General features: G+C 67.0%; 14 protein-coding genes. 6 read left to right on the plus strand and 8 right to left on the minus strand.

Features of this window, described 5'->3' with window-relative positions:
* Positions 1-57: 57 nt before the first annotated feature.
* Together ACLJK8_RS15455 and ACLJK8_RS15460 are read right to left on the minus strand one after the other, a co-directional pair.
* The gene (locus tag ACLJK8_RS15455; protein ID WP_413151240.1) at positions 58-357 is read right to left on the minus strand and encodes a cytosine permease; all 300 of its coding nucleotides are present in this window, start codon (positions 355-357) and stop codon (positions 58-60) included.
* A 16-nt stretch (positions 358-373) separates the two neighbouring features.
* Positions 374-1,081, minus strand: a complete 708-nt coding sequence (locus ACLJK8_RS15460; protein ID WP_413151241.1) for an aspartate/glutamate racemase family protein — start codon at positions 1,079-1,081, stop codon at positions 374-376.
* Positions 1,082-1,313: 232 nt separating this feature from the next.
* On the opposite strand from ACLJK8_RS15460, the gene ACLJK8_RS15465 reads away from it, so the two are divergent.
* The 3 genes from ACLJK8_RS15465 to cysP all read left to right on the plus strand — a co-directional run bounded on the left by ACLJK8_RS15465 (position 1,314) and on the right by cysP (position 4,721).
* The gene (locus tag ACLJK8_RS15465; RefSeq protein WP_413151242.1) at positions 1,314-2,003 is read left to right on the plus strand and encodes a GntR family transcriptional regulator; all 690 of its coding nucleotides are present in this window, start codon (positions 1,314-1,316) and stop codon (positions 2,001-2,003) included.
* 231 nt (positions 2,004-2,234) lie between these two features.
* Positions 2,235-3,428, plus strand: coding sequence for a serine hydrolase domain-containing protein (locus ACLJK8_RS15470; RefSeq protein WP_413151243.1), 1,194 nt, complete (start codon positions 2,235-2,237; stop codon positions 3,426-3,428).
* 291 nt (positions 3,429-3,719) lie between these two features.
* Positions 3,720-4,721, plus strand: coding sequence for a thiosulfate ABC transporter substrate-binding protein CysP (gene cysP / locus ACLJK8_RS15475; RefSeq protein WP_413151244.1), 1,002 nt, complete (start codon positions 3,720-3,722; stop codon positions 4,719-4,721).
* 99 nt (positions 4,722-4,820) lie between these two features.
* On the opposite strand, the gene ACLJK8_RS15480 is transcribed toward cysP, so the two are convergent.
* The 5 genes from ACLJK8_RS15480 to ACLJK8_RS15500 form a co-directional block, all read right to left on the minus strand.
* On the minus strand, positions 4,821-5,759 hold the full coding sequence (locus ACLJK8_RS15480) for a sugar kinase (RefSeq protein ID WP_413151245.1): 939 nt from the start codon (positions 5,757-5,759) through the stop codon (positions 4,821-4,823).
* Positions 5,756-6,973: a mannonate dehydratase gene (uxuA, locus tag ACLJK8_RS15485; RefSeq protein ID WP_413151246.1), complete on the minus strand. Its 1,218-nt coding sequence runs from the start codon at positions 6,971-6,973 to the stop codon at positions 5,756-5,758. Before uxuA ends, ACLJK8_RS15480 begins: the two co-directional genes overlap by 4 nt.
* A gap of 20 nt (positions 6,974-6,993) precedes the next feature.
* The gene (locus tag ACLJK8_RS15490; RefSeq protein ID WP_413151247.1) at positions 6,994-7,671 is read right to left on the minus strand and encodes a GntR family transcriptional regulator; all 678 of its coding nucleotides are present in this window, start codon (positions 7,669-7,671) and stop codon (positions 6,994-6,996) included.
* A 206-nt stretch (positions 7,672-7,877) separates the two neighbouring features.
* Positions 7,878-9,014 carry a ParB/RepB/Spo0J family partition protein gene (locus tag ACLJK8_RS15495; RefSeq protein WP_413151248.1) on the minus strand — a complete coding sequence of 379 codons (1,137 nt, stop codon included), beginning with the start codon at positions 9,012-9,014 and terminating at the stop codon, positions 7,878-7,880.
* Positions 9,011-10,318, minus strand: coding sequence for an AAA family ATPase (locus ACLJK8_RS15500; RefSeq protein WP_413151249.1), 1,308 nt, complete (start codon positions 10,316-10,318; stop codon positions 9,011-9,013). The genes ACLJK8_RS15495 and ACLJK8_RS15500 overlap by 4 nt, the downstream gene beginning before the upstream one ends.
* Before the next feature lie 404 nt (positions 10,319-10,722).
* On the opposite strand from ACLJK8_RS15500, the gene ACLJK8_RS15505 reads away from it, so the two are divergent.
* The 3 genes from ACLJK8_RS15505 (at position 10,723) to ACLJK8_RS15515 (ending at position 12,818) form a co-directional block, all read left to right on the plus strand.
* Positions 10,723-11,439, plus strand: a complete 717-nt coding sequence (locus ACLJK8_RS15505) for a DnaA N-terminal domain-containing protein (protein ID WP_413151250.1) — start codon at positions 10,723-10,725, stop codon at positions 11,437-11,439.
* A gap of 105 nt (positions 11,440-11,544) precedes the next feature.
* Positions 11,545-12,183: a hypothetical protein gene (locus ACLJK8_RS15510; protein ID WP_413151251.1), complete on the plus strand. Its 639-nt coding sequence runs from the start codon at positions 11,545-11,547 to the stop codon at positions 12,181-12,183.
* Positions 12,180-12,818, plus strand: coding sequence for an RES family NAD+ phosphorylase (locus ACLJK8_RS15515; RefSeq protein WP_413151252.1), 639 nt, complete (start codon positions 12,180-12,182; stop codon positions 12,816-12,818). The genes ACLJK8_RS15510 and ACLJK8_RS15515 overlap by 4 nt, the downstream gene beginning before the upstream one ends.
* Before the next feature lie 287 nt (positions 12,819-13,105).
* On the opposite strand, the gene ACLJK8_RS15520 is transcribed toward ACLJK8_RS15515, so the two are convergent.
* Positions 13,106-15,208, minus strand: coding sequence for a PQQ-dependent dehydrogenase, methanol/ethanol family (locus tag ACLJK8_RS15520; RefSeq protein WP_413151253.1), 2,103 nt, complete (start codon positions 15,206-15,208; stop codon positions 13,106-13,108).
* Positions 15,209-15,266 lie beyond the last annotated feature (58 nt).

Here is a 15,266-nt window from a genome sequence, read left to right on the forward strand (position 1 = left end):
AGACGCCCGATCAGATCCGGGCCGCGCAACTCGGCCTTGAAACCGAAGCCGCCACGGTCAAACTGGCGGCGTAACCGGCGCAAAGCGCTGTCTCAAATCCGTGCCCCGGTACACGTTGATCATCAGCGCGACACCGATCACGGCGCAGCCGATGGCGATGGCGACGAAGGTCTGCAGCAGGTTCAGCGTTCCGACGAGCCCCGATCCGATCGTGAACGTCCCGATCGAGACGCAGCCGCCCAGCCATGCGAAGAGATAGGACCACGGGTCCATGATCCGGGTTTCCTGCGGCGCGAGCGTTTCCTCGCCAATGGCCTTGTGGCCCTGAACCTCGCCGTCGAGCGATGTGGTCGTCATTGACCTCTCCTTCCTGTCAGCCCGTCATCTTTTCGTTGGGGAGCGCGTAGGCGTTGATCTTGCTCGTCCTGAGGCCCGCCCCGACGAGCGCCTCGACCATGCGGGTCGCGATGCTGACGCCGTCGATCACCGGGATTCCGGTTTCCGCGCTCAGCCATTCGGTCAGATCCGCCATGCCGGCGCAGCCGAGCACCACCGCCTCGCAGTGATCCTCCTCGATGGCACGCAGGATCTCGTCGCGGACCTTCATCCGCGCGTTCGAGCCCGGCTCTTCGAGCGCCAGAACCGGAATCGCCGCCGAGCGCACGCGGCGGCACTGATGCGACAGGCCGTAGCGGTGGACGAGATGCTCGATGACCGGCACCGAACGCGGCAGGGTCGTCACCACCGAGAACGAGGTCGCGAGCATGCTGGCGGCCTTCACCGCCGCCTCGCAGATGCCGAGAACCGGGCCCGTCGCGATCTCGCGGCAAGCGTCGATACCGGGATCGTCGAAACAGGCGACGACGACGCCATCGATTCCGCCCGCCTCGGCTTCGCGCACCGCCGCGAGCAGGCCGGGCAGCGACATGGCCTCGTCGTAGTGGCCTTCGATACTGGCGGGCGCGCCCTTGCCCGTGGCGCCGACGATCTCGGTCCCGGGGCTCGCGGCCGCTTTCGCGGCCACGACGATCTTCTCGGTCATGGACCGCGTCGAATTCGGGTTGACGACCAGTATCCTCACCGTGCACCTCCCTTGTGTTGACAATTATTGTTAACAAAGATTGTTGACACGATCAAGCGATTCCGTTCCCGCATCCTGGAACCGATGCGCGGGCAGCGTCCCGGCCGATCGCGGCGGAGCGGCGGCGGGGGGCGGCGGAAACACCGGGCACCGCTTGAATCATGGGCAGATTGCCTTGCGCGGCGGCAATCCCTAGGTTCAGCGGATCGCGGAAGGGAAGCGCGTGGATCGAATGGACGCACAGCCGGAAAGCCTGATTGTAAGCGCGGTGCTCGACGCGATCTCCGAGCAACGCCTGCCCGCCGGAACGAAGCTCGGCGAGCAGGCGCTCAGCGACATCTTCAAGTGCAACCGGGCCAATGTCCGGCGCGCGCTCGCCTCGCTGGCGGCCAAGCATGTTGTCGAGACACAGCCGAACCGGGGGGCCTTCGTCGCGACGCCCTCGGCGGAGGAAGCGCGCGAGGTCTTCCAGGCACGCCGCGCGATCGAGCGGACCATCGCCCGTCAGGCCGTCGCGCGCGTCACACCGGAGGCGATCGACGAACTGCGGGCGAACATCGCGGCGGAGGCGGAGGCGACCCGGCGGCAGGAAAAGCCCGCCGCGCTGCGGCTGTCGCAACGGTTTCACATGTATCTCGCGGAACTCGCGGGAAACCGCGTGCTGGAGCGGTTCCTCGGCGAATTGACGATGCGCAGCACGTTGATTCTCGGGATGTATTCCTCCGGCGACCACCCTTGCGTGAGCAAGGAGGATCACGGCCGGATCGTCGACGCGCTGGAAGCGCGCGACGAGGCGCTGTTGCTGGAGCTGACCGACAGCCACCTCCGGCATCTCGAAGCGGAACTCGACTTCGACCTGCCGCCCGTCTCCACCTTCAGCCTGAGGGACCGCCTGGTCCTGCCTTCCACCGCCACCGGTTGATCTGGGTGTCCAGTCCCGGCATGTCCGACCTGGCTGACGAACGAACAGCTCCTGGCTCTCGACGGCGAGATCCCATGGCGCTGGGGGCAGCGACGCGCCTGGGTCGCGGGACCCAAGGGGACCCAAGGCCCGCGGCTTGATTTCCTGACTCGAACAGAGACCGCCGTTTGTTGACGGGTTGCGCGGGCGGAATGCAGTATTCACCGCCAACGATTGCCAGAGGAGGACGTGATGACGGATCTGAGGACGGCCTGCGACGAAATCCTGCTTGACGCGGCGGGAGGCGTGGCCCGCGTGCCGGGCGTCGTTGCCATGGTGACCGACCGTGAGCGCGACATCTATTCCGGCGCGGCGGGCGAGCGCGGCCCGGGCGGCGAGCCGATGACCGAGGATACCGTCTTCGCGATCTTCTCGACTACCAAGGCGATCACCGGGACCACGGCGCTGCAATGCGTCGAGGAAGGCCTGCTCGACCTCGACGCCCCGGCGAAGGACTACGCGCCCGCGATCGGCGAACTCCAGGTGGTCGAGGGCTTCGACGACGCGGGCCAGCCCCGGCTCCGCGCGCCGAAATCCGATGTCACGACAAGGCAGCTCATGCTCCACACCGGCGGTTTCGGTTACGACTTCTTCAACGAGACCTACAGGCGGCTCTCGGAGGAGCATGGCCAGCCCTCGGTCGTCACCGGCACCCGCGCGGCGATCGAGACCCCTCTGCTCTACGATCCCGGCGCCCGCTGGGAATACGGCAGCAACATCGACTGGGTGGGGCAGGTCGTCGAGGGCATCCGGGGTGAGCGGCTCGGCGAGGTGATGCGCCGGCGCGTCTTCGATCCGCTGGGCATGAACGAGATCGCCTTCACCCGAACCGATGCGATGAAGGCGCGCACCGCGACCATGCATGGCCGCGGGCCCGACGGGTCGCTGACGCCGATGGCGGATTTCGCGCTGCCCGACAATCCCGAGATCGACATGGGCGGCCACGGCCTCTACGCGACCGTGCCCGAGTACATGAAGTTCATGCGGATGTGGTTGAACGACGGCGCGGGCCCCGCGGGCCAGGTGCTGAAGCCCGAGACGGTCGAATGGGCGGTCAAGGGCGCGCTCGTCCCGCCGCAGAAGGTGACGATGCTGCCGGGCGTGATCCCGTCGCTTTCGAACGACGCCGAGTTCTTCCCCGGCATGAAGAAGGACTGGTCCTACACATTCATGGTGAATTCCGAGGAAGCGCCGACCGGCCGTCCGGCGGATACCATCGCCTGGTGCGGGCTCGCCAATCTCTATTACTGGATCGACCGCCAGAACGGATTCGCCGGCTATCTTGCGACGCAGATCCTGCCGTTTGGCGATCCGGTCGCCTTCCCGCGCTATCTCGACTTCGAGACCGCCGTCTATCGCGCCCTGGCCCCCGCGCGGGCGGCCTGAGGAGTCCGGCGCCCGCCTCCGCGACGAGGGGCGGGCGCATCGCCGCGGCGGGTCCTGAACCGGGGCCCCGGTGAGCGTTTGGCATCCTCAGGCGCGATGCGGCGTTCTTCCCGCGGCCAGTCGATCGCTTCGTCGTTCGGCACCCGGCCCGGCGGCGCGAACGCCCGCTCGTTCCACCTCGCGAAAGCGCGAATAATCGTCCTATTTGATGCCTTCCATGCCTCGGTGGCTTGCGCGCGCCGGGCCGTGGGCTAGGTTCACGCCTCCATCCCGCGATCGAGAGGGGCATTCATGTTTGCCAGAATTCACGCGGCGGCGCTGCTCGGCGGCCTGCTCGCTTTCGCGCCCGCGGCGCGCGCAGAAGTGGATACGATCCTGAACGTATCCTACGATATCGCCCGCGAGCTTTACGCGGCGATCAACGAGTCCTTCTCCCCGGCCTTCGAGGCCGAGCACGGACGGCCGCTCGAAGTGAACCAGAGCCATGCCGGTTCCTCGAAACAGGCGCGCTCGGTGCTGGAGGGGCTCCAGGCGGATGTGGTGACGCTGAACCAGGTGACCGACGTCCAGATCCTCGCCGACAAGGGGCTGATCGCCGCCGACTGGCAGGACCGGCTGCCGAACAACGCCTCGCCCTATTTCTCGCTTCCCGCCTTCGTGGTGCGCGAAGGCAATCCGAAGCAGATCCTGAACTGGGGCGATCTGGCGAAGGACGGGGTTCAGGTGGTTTTCCCGAACCCGAAGACTTCGGGCAACGGGCGCTACACCTATCTCGCCGCCCGTGCCTGGGCGGAGCGGGAATATGGCGGCGATCAGGCACAAGTGACGGAGTACATGAAGAAGCTCTTCGCCAATGTGCCGATCTTCGACACCGGCGGCCGGGCGGCCTCGACGACCTTCGCCGAGCGCGGCATCGGCGATGTGCTGATCACCTTCGAGGCGGAACTCGCGACGATCAAGCGCGAATTCGGCGACGATTTCGAACCCGTCGTGCCGCCGGTCAGCCTGCTCGCGGAATTCCCCGTGGCGGTGGTCGATACCGTGGCCGACGCCCATGGCAGCCGCGCGGAGGCGGAGGCCTATCTCCAGTACCTCTACACCCCGGAGGCGCGGGAGATCGTCGTCCAGTTCGGCAACCGCGTGGACGACGCCGAGATCATGGCCGCGCATGCCGACGAATTTCCACCGGTCGAGCTCGTGACCGTGGAGGACATGTTCGGCGGCTGGGAGCGGGTCACGAAGGAGCATTTCGCCGAGGGCGGCCTCCTCGACGAAGTCTTCCTCGCCCGCTGAGGCTTCCCGGCGCACCGGGTCGGCGTGACACTGTGAGCGGGTGAGCGGGCGGACCGCCCACCCTGCCCGACCGCGCTGGCCGCCGGCCGTCCTGCCCCGTCAGCCCGCGCCCCGGGTCGCCTCGGCGACCGCTTCGGGGATCAGCGCGCCGCGATGGCGGATCACCTGGCGGCTGAGCGCATGGCCGGCGCGAATGGCCTCCTCGCAGCCGGCTCCCGCGAGGGCGGCGGCGAGATAGCCCGCGTTGAAGCTGTCCCCGGCGGAGGTGGTGTCGACCGCGGGCTCGGGCGCCAGGTCGTCGATCCGGCCCTCGCCCTCGGCGCCGCCGAAGCGCATCGGTCCGCCGCCGTTCTTCACGACGACATGGCCGGCGCCGAGCGCGAGGTAGCGTCGGATCGTCGCCTCGGCGTCGGCGTCGCCGAAATGCGTCGCCTCGTCATCGAAACTCGGCAGCACGAGATCGGCGCCCGCCGCCGCCTCCTCGATCCCCTCCCGCATCTTCCCGGTGTCGGCCCAGAGACGCGGGCGCAGGTTCGGATCGAATACCACGCGGGTCCCCGCCGCCCGGGCGCGCGCGAGCGCGGCGGCGAGCGCCGTCCGGCCCGCGTCCGGCAGGATCGCCACGCTGATCCCCGAGAAATACGCGAGGCGGCAGCCTGCGAGCGCGCGGTCGAGAACTTCGGGATCGTCCGCGAGCCGCTTCGCCGCCGAGGTGTCGCGCCAATAGGTGAAGCTGCGCTCGCCGTTCCGGAGCGAGATGGCGTAGAGCCCGATCTCCCGTTCCGGATCGCGGCCCACGTGCTCCGCCTCGATCCCCTCCGCCGCGAGGAAATCGACCATCTTGCGCGAGAACTCCCCCTCCCCTACCCGGCTGAGATAGCCGACGCGCCAGTCCGGCCCGAGCATGCGGCGCAGATACCAGGCGGTGTTGAGCGTGTCCCCGGCGATACCGAGCCGCCACAGATCCTCGGCCCCGGTCCCGGTCCCGGACAGTTCGACCATCGCCTCGCCGATGGAGAGGATCAGCGACCCGCTCACGCCGCCGCCTCGGCCGCGCGATGCGAAAGCGCGGCCTCGACCCCACGCAGCTCGGCGAGGCCCTTGAGCCTGCCGATCGCGGGATAGCCCGGCTGGCCTCCCTTTCCGATGTCGTCGAGGATGTCCTGTCCGTGGTCGGGCCGCATCGGGATCTCGGCGTCCCCGCGCCCTGCCGCGCGACGGCGGGCCTCCTCCTCGAGCACGGCGGCGATCAGCGCCACCATATCGGTCTGGCCGCCCAGATGCTCATCCTCGAAGAAGCTGGCGGGCACGGTGTCCGCGTCGCGCCGGACATTGCGCAGGTGCAGGAAATGCACCCGGTCGCCGAGGCGGCGCATCATGCCGGGCAAGTCGTTGTCGGGCCGCGCGCCCAGCGAACCCGAGCAGAGCGTGATCCCGTTGGCCGGCACGTCGACGGCGGCGATCCTCTCGGCGTAATCGGCCTCGGTCGACATGATCCGGGGCAGCCCAAGCAGCGGGAACGGCGGATCGTCGGGGTGGCAGCAAAGCCGAAGGCCGAGATCCTGCGCCGCCGGTGCGACCTGTTCGAGGAAGTCGTGGAAGTTCGCGCGCAGACGCTCGTCGGTCACCGGCGCGTAGCTTTCAAGATGCGCGCGGACATCGGCCATGGTCATCTTCTCCGCGGCGCCCGGCAGCCCGAAGACCACGTTGCCCGCGAGCGCGTCGCGCCGCGCCTCGTCCATCCCGGCGAAGCGCCGGGCCGCCTCCTCACGGACCTCCTCGGGGAAATCCTCCGCCGCGCCCGGGCGCTCCAGGATATGGATGTCGAAGGCCGCGAAATCCATCAGATCGAAACGCATGCAGCGCGCGCCGTTCGGCCGCCGCCAGGCGAGATCGGTCCGCGTCCAGTCGAGCACGGGCATGAAGTTGTAGCAGATGACTTCGATCCCCGCGTCCCGCAGGTTCTTCGCCGAAGTGATCCAGTTCGCGACATGCTCGCGCCAGTCGCCGGTCTGGGTCTTGATCGCCTCGCTGACCGGCAGGCTTTCGACAACCTCCCAGGCGATGCCGGAAGGAGCGCCGTCGCGCATCGCGCCGATCTCCCGCTGGCGCCGGGCGATCTCCTCGGGCGTCCAGACCGTGCCCGTCGGCACGTGATGCAGGGCGGTCACGACGCCGCGCACACCCGCCTGCAGCATGTCGTCGATCGACACCGGGTCCTTCGGGCCGAACCAGCGCCATGTATGTCGCATCTAGATCTCCTGAGTTGGCTTCATTCGGTGAAATAGTCCGGGTGCGTCTCCGCGATCCGCGGGAGTTCGGTCAGGATCTGCCGCAGGTGCACGCGGATCGCGCGTTCCGCTTCATCCTCCCTCCCCCGACGGACCGCGTCGAGGATTTCCCGATGCTGAGCGATCGTATGCGCGCGATCGAAGACACGCATCGAGAGATGCCGGAGACGGTTCATCTGGGACTTCATCCGCTCGAGCTCGTCCCAGACCATCTCCTGTCCAGCGGCAACGGCGAGCAATCGGTGAAACCGGTCGTCGGATTCGATGAACCGCTCGACGGAGCCTTCGGCGTCGGCCCGCGTCTGGGCTTCGATCTCGGCCTCCATCCGTCCGACGGCTTCGGCCGGCCGCGCGGCGGCCGCCATGCGCGCGAGGTCGCTCTCGACCGCCTCGCGGATCATGCGCGCCGACAACACCGCCACGATCGAGATCTTTCCGATGTAGGTTCCTCGCTGGGGGCGGACCTCGGCGAGTCCCTCGCTTGCGAGGCGGATGAAGGCTTCGCGGACAGGCTGGCGGCTGACGCCGATCTCACCCGCGATCTCGGTTTCGCTCAGACGCTCGCCGGGAAGCAGTTCACCGCGCAGCACGCGTTGGCGGAGCCAGTCGTAGACCTGGCTCGTGACGCTGGGCGCCGCCGTGATGACGATCGGTTGCAAGATTCGCGGCTCCTTCGGTTCCCTCTTACACCATACTTCCATACTAGTCTATAACCAGTTTGGCACCAGCATTGAGCGTTCGTATTGGAACCTTCTGTGTTACCGGACCCCCGCGATCTGGCCGGGGATACGGCGCTGGAGTGTCCTAGTTCTGAACCAGACCATCCCGTGGCCTTTTGGGCAAGGCCGGTTCGCGGCCGGTTCTGTCACTTCACCTCGTCGAGCATCCGTCGTACCGCCGCCTCAAGCCTCCGTCTATCCATCGTCGAAAAGTCCAGCGGTACCCGGATTTCGAGCCGGCCGTTCGCCGCCGTGCATTTCGCCGCGCCGCCCGGTCGGGCCACATCGAAAGTCACTTTCGGCTTTCGCCCGGCCCTCGGTCCCTCTCGCGGGATCTTCCCCGCGGGGAAGGTTTCCGGCGTCTGCGTCTCGGCCGCCCATCGGCGGAGCACGGCGAGTTCCGCATCCGCGCTCGGCTCGGCCAGTGCCCCCAACTCCTCACGGATCGCCGCCAAGGCCTCGGGTTCCGCCTCCAGCCTCCGCCGCAGGTCCAGCCCCAGACCGCGCGGCAATTCCCGAGGAAAGCGCAGCGCCTCCCCGAGAAGGTCCACCAGGCTCACGAAGGCGCGGATGTAGCTCCTCTTCTGATAGCCCGCGCTCTGAAACAGGATCGCGACCGCCTTGTCGGCGTCGTCGCAATCCGTCCGGGGATCTCGCGCGTAGTCGCGCGCCATGGTCGCCATCTCCATGAAGGAGATATCCTTCCGGACCATGTTCTCGTCGACCATCCGCCGATAGAGCTGGTCCAGCCCTTCCGCGTCCGTCATCAGCCCCGCCGGAACCTTCGCGTAGCGCTCGTCCCCGGTCTCGGCGAGCAGCTCGCGGTAGGCCGTGAGCCGACGCATGCCCTGCACCAACTCGTAACGCCCCTGCCCGGCCGGCTCGACCCGGATCGGGTTCGACAAGCCGATTTCCCGGATAGACGTCTTCAGCTCCCCGAGTTCCGGGTCCTCCCCTGCGATCCGGTCGCGGCTCAGTTTCGTTGTGTCGATCGCGTCGATCGGAATCAGGTCCACGACGAGGCCGAGCCCCTTCAGCCGGACCAGCTCTCCGGCCAGGGCATCATTCTCCGCCCGGATCGCCGCCTCGGCCTCGGCGCGGGCGCGCAGCGCATCGGCGTTCTCCTGTACCGCCGTCGCCATCGGACCGCGCCGGCGCCGCGCACCTCCTGGATCGTCGGACTCATCAAGGGCGACCTTCCCCGCGGGGAAGGTCGAGGCTGCAACCGCCGCCACAGCCGGCTCCTCCGGCATATCGAGATCAAAGACCCGGCGCTTCCTCATGACCGCGCCTCCACCTTGTCCCAGGCCGCGACGCAGACCTCCTTGAACTCGGCGTAGGCGGTATCGAAACTGGCCCGCGCGCGCCTCCAGGTTTCCCGTGTCATGTCGCGATAGTCGATCTCATAAACCGAACACAGGAACCGCCCCGACTGTTCGACAGCCCGCGTCATCTCGATCGGACTCTCGCTCACCCGGTCCCCGAAGACCTTGCGGAACGCCTCAAGCATCGCCTTGTGCAGGTCGTTCGCGGGCTCGAACCGGGTCAACAGGAACTTAACATCGGCGAAGGCTTTCGGAAGCGCAACCTTCCCCGCGGGGAAGGTTTCCCCGAACCCGGCCGAAAGATCCTCGAGCGCTTCCGACAACTGCCCGATGAAGCTCGTGGTGGAGTCGTATTCCCAGTAACCAGGACCAGACGGGATATAGAGAACATCCGCCGCGAAGACCGCGTTCATGGACTGGTATCCGATCGCCGGCGGGCAATCGAAAATGATCAGGTCATAGGCGTCGTCCGGCAGGTGATCGAGATAGCGCGAGACCGCCGCGAAGAACGACCATTCCGGATTCAGGTGCCGGTACTGCGCGCTCGCGAACTCCACGAAGGCCGCGTTCGCGCAGGAGGGAATGATGTCGATGGTCGACCAGGCGGTCGACTTCAGGAAATCGTTGACCCGCAACTCGGCCAGGCCAAGATCCCGGATCGATGCCGGCAGCCGCCGCTGGGGCAGGGCGGCGCCGCTCTCCGCGCCCCTGGGCGCCGCGTTCATCCGGTCGGTCTCATTGATCAGATCCCGCGCCAGAATTCCCCAGACCGTGTGTTCCTCGCTGACATCCGTCAGACCCATCGAATGGCTGAGCGTCGCCTGCGGGTCGAAATCCACCACCAGAACCCGATACCCGTCCAGCGCAGCGGCATGGGCGAAATGCAGCGCCACCGTCGACTTGCCGGCACCTCCCTTGAAGTTCGCGATCGCCGCCCGCAGCGCCCGCTTGCCCTTGGGACGCGGCGGCATCAGGCTGCGCCGGTTCACCTTCATGCGCCGCCGAAGATCATTGATCTCATCAAGCGAGAACCAGCGCTGACGCCCATCCTCCTCCACCTCACCCGCTGGGAGCCCCGGTTCCGCCGCCAACCGGCCCCGGAACGTCGATTGATTGATCCGGAACACCAGCTCCGCCACCTCCCAGCTCGAGAACCGCCGCAGCGTCTTCTCAAGCTCCGGGCTGAAGGTCTGGCGGCGAATCCACCCCTGCATCTTCAGAGACTGGGCCTGCAACGCGGCCAGATCGCTGTGTGTGTACATGATTGCCTGTTTCGCTATTTCGCGGACGTTGTTTCCTGCCGAATTCAGAAATACGTTGAACGACGGTTCGACGCAAACACTTCCCGTGGTCACAGCCGCATTCCCCTGTCCAGCATCGGCCCGCTTTCTGGAAAGCGGGACAGAAACGCGACGGAGAGCTTAATTGGGGGGACAAAGATGGCTGAAACGGTGTCACCCAAGGCGTCCCCCAATACCAATGATACCTCAGATTCAATCTGAACGCGCTCTCATGCCCCTCCCACCACCTCCGAGCCAGAGACTTGACAGAATCACAGAACAGGACGTTAATTCCCAGCAAGCGGCCAAGTACGTTGCCACAGAACGCCGCGCCTCGAGCAGAAACAGCATAGCCGTCGGCGATCCGACCGGTGAAGGACAGAGCCATGCAGGCGAGAACCATGGGCGGGCCCAACGCCCTGAGCATGAAATATGACCTGTTGACCGCTATCGGTTGCTATGCGCTCGCTCAGCCAGCCGGAATTCAACGGCTGGTTCTGCGGTTTCTCACCCTGATCACCGCCCGATACAACTGGAGATACGGCGTTCTGCGGGTTGGTCAGCGCGAGATCGCCCGCCTCTGGTCCGTTGATGAGCGCACCGTGAAACGCGAAATGTCCAAGCTCCGCGCGCTCGGCTGGATCACGCTCGAATCTCCCGCGAGGCGGGGCAGGGTGGCAAGCTATGCGCTCGATCTCACCACCATCCGGGCAACGACGCGCAACGCCTGGCCTAGAGTAGGCGTGGATTTCGACAGCAGGATGACCGCCATCACCGGGCCGTCCGCGACGGTCGTACCGTTTCCAGGACCCGGGCCGGCCCACGAGGTCCAAACCGTCAACCATCCGGAGGGCGACGATCCGTGGTCCGTTGTCCGCGGATTGCTGCGCGCCGAGGACCCGGTGGTCTTCGCGAACTGGTTCGAACCGCTGCGAAGCCGGGCAGGGGAAGGGGAGGCGCCGCTCCTGGTCGCACCGAACGCCTTTCACGCCAGCCACATCAGGACGCACTACGCCGATCGTCTTCGCCGCGCGCTGCGTCGCGCCGGTCGCTCCGAGGATTTTCGCATCATCTCGGAGACAGTCCCCGTTCAGGCGCGATGATTCCAGTGATACGAACTTGCAATCATCGGTATCATGATCTATATACGTACCACTTCTAGGCATGATCGCGGCTGGCCATGTCACCCGCCCGCGGGGGGAGATGCGATGACAGGACCCTTTGACGAGGAATTTTTCATCGAGACCGTCGGTCCGACGGGAGCCGCCGGTGAGCGACCGGATCCGCATACGCTTCTCGTCCGGGCAGGGAGTTCCCGCGACCTCGCGCTGGCCGAACGCACGCTGCGCGTGCTTGGACGGTCCGTGGTCATCAATCGCGCCGCTCGGCAGGAAGAGCGTATCGAGCGCCTGATCGAAGCCATCATCGAGGAGGAGCCGCTCTCCGCGACCGACGAGGCGCTCGATCTCGACAACGCGGCGCTTCGCGCGCGTTACCTCGAAACGGTTCCGACCTATTCCGCCGCCGACCTCCACGCGCTGGCCGGGAGCGTCGCGGCCAATCGGGGCGCGCTGGCCTTTGGCTGGAAGAAGGAAGGCCGCGCCTTCGCGGTCCCCTACAAGGGCGCGGACCGGTTTCCCCGGTTCCAGTTCGCCGACGGTCAGCCGCGACCGGTGATCCGGCACATCCTGCGGGCACTCCCGGAGGTGATGAGCCCGTGGCAGGTCGCGCTCTGGTTCGCTTCCGGAAACGGATGGCTCGGGGGTGCCGCGCCGGCGGACCGGCTCGCCGACACGGAGACGGTCGTCGCGGCCGCCGGGCGGATGCGCGAGCAGACCATCGGGTGAGCCGGATCGTTCCGTCACCCCCGCTTGCCCTGCCCGAACCGAATCTCCTCACCTTGCCCGCGGGCAGCACGCTCCACCGCGTCCATGCCGCGCAGTTCGACGGAACGGCCTTCAATCCATGCCTCGGGCGTCCGACTCGTTTCGCTCCGATAGCGGATCGCGCGGGAGGCTGCGTCGCTTCCCTCTACGCCGGTTCGACCCTCCGCGCCGCGATCTTCGAGACCATCTTCCACGACATCCCGGCGAAGGCGCCGCTCCGGACCGTCCCGAAACACGAGGTCACGAGCCGGATGCACAGCATTCTGAGAACCGAAGCGGCGCTGACCCTGGTCGAGCTTCGCACTCCGGATCTCGCAAAATGGGGGCTGGAGCACCAGGAGCTGATCTCCGCGCCGGCAGACCAATATGAGCGCACCGCGCCCTGGGCGGCGGCCATCCACCACCAGTTCGCCGGGGTGGAGGGCCTAGTCTGGACCTCGAACCGCTGTGATCCGGACAGCGCCTACCTCTTCTTCGGCGATCGGATTGGCGCGGAAGCCTTCGCGGCGCTTTCAGTCCGCGAAGGCAGGAGCGAGGGCTTTCTCGCCGATGTCCGCGAGGCCGGTTTGCGCGCCGGCATCGCGATCACGATCTGAAGCCGGCGATCTGAGGATTATCGGACCTGTCCTCGTGTGACAGATCGCGGCGCTTTCCTGGGTCATGGGCCAGGAAAGCGCCGCCGCCGCGGTGAAGGGGAGGGGCCCAAGGTCGACCCGGGGCCAGGGCAAGCGCTCGCCGGCCGCCGGCCGGGATCTCCACCCCTCCGCGCGTTACTCCTGCCGCACGGCGTCGGCGGTATTCTGGATGAAGGCCGCGATCTTGNGACCCGGGGCCAGGGCAAGCGCTCGCCGGCCGCCGGCCGGGATCTCCACCCCTCCGCGCGTTACTCCTGCCGCACGGCGTCGGCGGTATTCTGGATGAAGGCCGCGATCTTGCGGACATCCTCCTCGGTCAGCTTCCCCTCGAAGCTCGGCATGCCCATCGAGGTGAAGGCGCCGCCGATCACGAGGTCGGGGAGCATCTCGATCGTTTCCTTCATCGAATAGCCGAGATTCGGGAGCGCGCCGCCGTTCTCGACCGCCGGCACCCCGTGGCAGAACAGGCAAGAGGCGATGTAGAGCTTCGATCCTTCCTCGACATCGGCTTCGTCATAGGCGACGCCTTCGAGCAGTTGCGCCGGATCGCGGTGAACGAGCTCCGGCATCCGCGCCTCGCCGCCCAGCCTGAAGGTATAGACCCGGCCCGGCCCCGCCGTCTCGGTGGCGCGGTTGGCGAGGCCGTAGACGCCGCCCCAGCCGACCGCGACCGAGACATACTGCGTGCCGTCCCGTTCCCAGGTCGATGGCGCGGCCACGACGCCTGTGCCGACCGGCGTCTGCCACAGCATGTTCCCGGTCTTGGCGTCATAGGCGACGAAGCGGCCGTCCGCCGTCCCCTGGAACACGAGATTGCCCGCCGTGGTCAGCGTGCCGCCGTTCCAGGGTGACACATAATCCACCCGCCAGGCCGGGGCCTGCTTCACCGGGTCCCACGCCAGGAGCTGACCGTATGGCGTGGCCTTGGGCGTGCCGGTCGAGAGCAGCTTGCCGAGGTTCCAGCCGTTCGCCGACATCGGCTCGTTCGGGACGAGCGTGTTGTGCTGCCACTCCGGATTGGGCTGCTGCACGCCGGGGATGCCCTGCGCGGGAATGTAGACCAGTCCGGTGTCGGGATTGTAGGACATCGGATGCCAGTTATGCGCGCCGAAGGCCGAGGGGATGGTTTCCCAGACCTCGCCATCCGGCGAACGCGCCTCTGGCACCTCCATCGGGCGCCCGTTCTCGTCATAACCGGTGGCCCAGGTCACCTTGGCGAAGGGTTCCGCCGAAAGGAATTCGCAGTTCGTGCGGTCCACGATGAAGAAGAAGCCGTTCTTCGGCGCGTGCATGAAGACCTGGCGGGTCTCCCCCTCCCACTCGATGTCGGAGAGGATGATGTGCTGCGTCGCCGTATAGTCCCAGTTCTCGCTCGGCGTCTCCTGGTAGTGGCAGACATATTCGCCGGTATCCGGACGGAGCGCCACGACGGAGGAGAGGTAGAGGTTGTCGCCGCCCGCCGGGCTCCGCGTCCTGGCGTCCCAGGGGCTGCCGTTGCCGACGCCGATATACATCAGATCGAGTTCGGGGTCATAGGCCATCGAATCCCAGACCGTGCCGCCGCCGCCGACTTCCCACCACTTGCCCGCGGGGTCCCAGGTCTCGGCCGCGGCCTCCATCGCCTCGCTCTCGAACGGCTTCGACGGATCGCCGGGCACGGTGTGGAAGCGCCACACCTGATCTCCGCTCGCGGCGTCATAGGCGGTGATATAGCCCCGGACGCCGTATTCGGCGCCGCCGTTGCCGATCATCACCTTGCCCTTGTAGACCCGCGGCGCCCCGGTGATCGTATAGGCCATGTCGCGGTTCTCGATCGTGTCGACCTTCCAGGCCCGCTCGCCGGTCGCCGCGTCGATGGCGTGCAGCCAGCCGTCGAAGGCGCCGACATAGACCTTGCCGTCGTAGACCGCGACACCGCGGTTGATCACGTCGCAGCAGCCGTTGGCGCCGTATTCCCCCGGCACCTCGGGATCGTAGCGCCACAACTCCTCGCCCGTCACCGCGTCGAGCGCATGAACGATGCTCCACGAGGACGAGACGTACATCACCCCATCGACCACCAGCGGTGTCGCCTCGACGCCGCGCGTCGAATCGAGGCTGGTCGACCATGCGAGGCCGAGTTCGCCCACGTTCTCCGACGTGATCTCGTTGAGTTTGGAGTAGCGCGTCTCCTGATAGTTCAGGCCGTAGCTCGGCCAGTCCTTGGTCTCCGCCGCGTTGGCGATGATCGCCTCGGAGTCGAGGCCCGCGACCGAGTTTCTCGGCGCGTCCTGGGCGAAGGCGCCGCCCGCGCAGGCGGCCAGCAGCGCGGCGAGCGCCTGCGCATGCATGTCACGTTTCCTGATTGGCATTTTTTTCCTCCCCTTGGTCTCGTCAGAGTAGGGATGGCCCGATGGCGAAACTTGGACT

This window comes from Amaricoccus sp. W119, from assembly GCF_047275745.1.
Lineage (GTDB): Bacteria > Pseudomonadota > Alphaproteobacteria > Rhodobacterales > Rhodobacteraceae > Amaricoccus.

Bases quoted from the DNA above. Each gene is read 5' to 3' on its own strand.
- ACLJK8_RS15455 (WP_413151240.1), bottom strand. From the start codon at position 357: ATGACGACCACATCGCTCGACGGCGAGGTTCAGGGCCACAAGGCCATT.
- ACLJK8_RS15465 (WP_413151242.1), top strand. From the start codon at position 1,314: ATGGACGCACAGCCGGAAAGCCTGATTGTAAGCGCGGTGCTCGACGCG.
- ACLJK8_RS15470 (WP_413151243.1), top strand. From the start codon at position 2,235: ATGACGGATCTGAGGACGGCCTGCGACGAAATCCTGCTTGACGCGGCG.
- cysP (WP_413151244.1), top strand. From the start codon at position 3,720: ATGTTTGCCAGAATTCACGCGGCGGCGCTGCTCGGCGGCCTGCTCGCT.
- uxuA (WP_413151246.1), bottom strand. From the start codon at position 6,973: ATGCGACATACATGGCGCTGGTTCGGCCCGAAGGACCCGGTGTCGATC.
- ACLJK8_RS15495 (WP_413151248.1), bottom strand. From the start codon at position 9,014: ATGAGGAAGCGCCGGGTCTTTGATCTCGATATGCCGGAGGAGCCGGCT.
- ACLJK8_RS15500 (WP_413151249.1), bottom strand. From the start codon at position 10,318: ATGTACACACACAGCGATCTGGCCGCGTTGCAGGCCCAGTCTCTGAAG.
- ACLJK8_RS15505 (WP_413151250.1), top strand. From the start codon at position 10,723: ATGCAGGCGAGAACCATGGGCGGGCCCAACGCCCTGAGCATGAAATAT.
- ACLJK8_RS15510 (WP_413151251.1), top strand. From the start codon at position 11,545: ATGACAGGACCCTTTGACGAGGAATTTTTCATCGAGACCGTCGGTCCG.
- ACLJK8_RS15520 (WP_413151253.1), bottom strand. From the start codon at position 15,208: ATGCCAATCAGGAAACGTGACATGCATGCGCAGGCGCTCGCCGCGCTG.